Origin of the sequence: Herbaspirillum sp. B65, assembly GCF_000333555.1 — a bacterium.
In the GTDB taxonomy this organism is placed as follows: domain Bacteria; phylum Pseudomonadota; class Gammaproteobacteria; order Burkholderiales; family Burkholderiaceae_D; genus Herbaspirillum; species Herbaspirillum rubrisubalbicans.
In genome coordinates this window covers 1-1,228 of record NZ_BADI01000499.1, presented here as the reverse complement: position 1 = coordinate 1,228, position 1,228 = coordinate 1, and the positions used below count along the sequence as shown (strand labels likewise).

1 protein-coding gene and 1 pseudogene are annotated in these 1,228 nt (G+C 55.4%); one reads left to right on the top strand and one right to left on the bottom strand.

What is annotated here, in order from left to right; all coding sequences use genetic code 11:
• Positions 1–234, bottom strand: a pseudogene (locus I5W_RS29740) (rolling circle replication-associated protein); the annotation flags it as partial.
• Positions 235–871: 637 nt separating this feature from the next.
• Between I5W_RS29740 and I5W_RS12005 the strand changes: the two are divergent.
• A complete protein-coding gene (locus tag I5W_RS12005) occupies positions 872–1,171 on the top strand; it encodes a hypothetical protein (RefSeq protein WP_044529394.1) in 300 nt (99 codons plus the stop codon).
• The last annotated feature ends 57 nt before the right edge of the window (positions 1,172–1,228 follow it).

Genomic DNA, 1,228 nt, shown 5'->3' with positions numbered 1-1,228 from the left:
TCCGCGCTTGGTGCGCTTGCCGATAATCGGAGCGGGGCCTTTGAAGTGTTTTTCACGGCAGACGGTAACTTCCATCTGTCCGTCTGGATATGTGACCTTGCGGGCCACGTAGCGGTCATTCCACGTGTTTCTGATGCCCTCATCGCTCCAACCCGGAGACTTTTGCTCGAATTCGTTGCAGGCATCAAACGAAACGTTTGACAGATCAAAATCCGGGGTATAACTTGCAGACATTCATTCACCTATCTCAGCTAGTTGGATGAACGCCCCGAACGGATTGCGACTCCCTTCGGGGCATTTTCTTTTCTGGACTGCCCTTCCCTACTCTCTTTTTTCTTTTCGGTTTGTCTGCCTTGGCATCCCGCTCCAGGCTTGTTTCCGTTAAGTATGCTTAATACAAGTCTAGGCGCTCGCTTCGCTCGCGCCGTCCTCGCAAGCTGCGGGCGGCGCGATCTTGCTACGCCGCTTTTCCGTTACGCGTAACGGAAATTCCCCCGCCTCATCGAGCGCCGCAGCGCCCTTGATCAACCGCATAAAGCCTGGCTTGTGAGTGCTGCGCACTCATGGGCAGTTGAGGCCGTTTCTCCGATCAACCCGCCACCGTTTTCCAGAGTTCTCCGCCTTTTCGATGAACGATAGCCGGCGCGTCTTTTGCCGCAAGGGGGCATTCATAAAAGCGCCAGCAACCGCGCTTTTACAAACCTTCCCCCTTGCGGCAAAAGCCTCATGCGCCGTCTATTCGATCATCGGGCGAAGAACTCAGGAAAACGGCGGCAGGCGGTGGAGTCGAAACGACCGAAACTGCCGGTCTTACGGAGGGCTCCGAATCTAGGAACCCGGTCAGCTTTAACACCACCTCGAAGGCGCGATCATGGAACAACCCGAACTGCCCCTGCTGCATTTCCCGTATCAACCTTACTTCGCTCATTTCAAGCGCACACGTAAGGCGCTGGCCCCGTCCAACTTTGTGCCGCCGTGGAAGCAACTGCGTCTGACGCTGTATGTTCGCAATCTGATGCGCAAGGGCGCGGCCTTCATCTGGACGCGACCGGATGGACGTCAATTCTTCTGCAAGACCATGCGCCAACTGGTGGCGAGGATCATGGACTATGACGGCTATATCCTGCATACGATTTTCCAGTACAAAAACGGGCGACTGATCCGCACCTGAGTTACAAGCGCGATACCTGTAGTACCAAGAGAATTTCCGTCTTGCTGTTCTGGCCGG